The sequence below is a fragment of the Gelidibacter salicanalis genome, from assembly GCF_016469035.1.
GTDB classification, from domain to species: Bacteria; Bacteroidota; Bacteroidia; order Flavobacteriales; family Flavobacteriaceae; genus Gelidibacter; species Gelidibacter salicanalis_A.
The window spans coordinates 1-308 of record NZ_JAEHJZ010000539.1; the positions used below are offsets into that span (position 1 = coordinate 1).

A 308-nucleotide genomic window follows, 5' to 3' on the forward strand; every position below is an offset into this window, starting at 1 on the left:
AAGCCTTCCTGCAATCTCAGCCCAAAACTTACATCGTGAGCGGAAACTGGTTCCAAAGTTGGGAGATTTGGAGAGATTTGCCCACCGAAGACGTCGCCTTTGACCATTTGGTCCAGTCGATAGAGGCATTGCCTCAATATGACTGGGGTGCACATTTCGCGACCCTCTTTAAAAAAGTTTCCAAGGGTGCCTTCAAAGTAAGGTTTCGAACTGAGGCCACTCTGAAATGGTGTCTACTGGAAAATGAGGATGTCTTGAAGGAGTACTTTGGGTATGACTATTCTGCCTCAAGTTCCACAAGCAAAAAA

The 308-nt window shown here is 46.1% G+C and carries 1 protein-coding gene; it reads left to right on the top strand.

From position 1 onward, the window contains the following. Window positions 1-35 precede the first annotated feature (35 nt). The coding region (locus JEM65_RS22745) for a hypothetical protein (protein WP_233530831.1) at window positions 36-308 on the top strand (273 nt) is incomplete at its 3' end.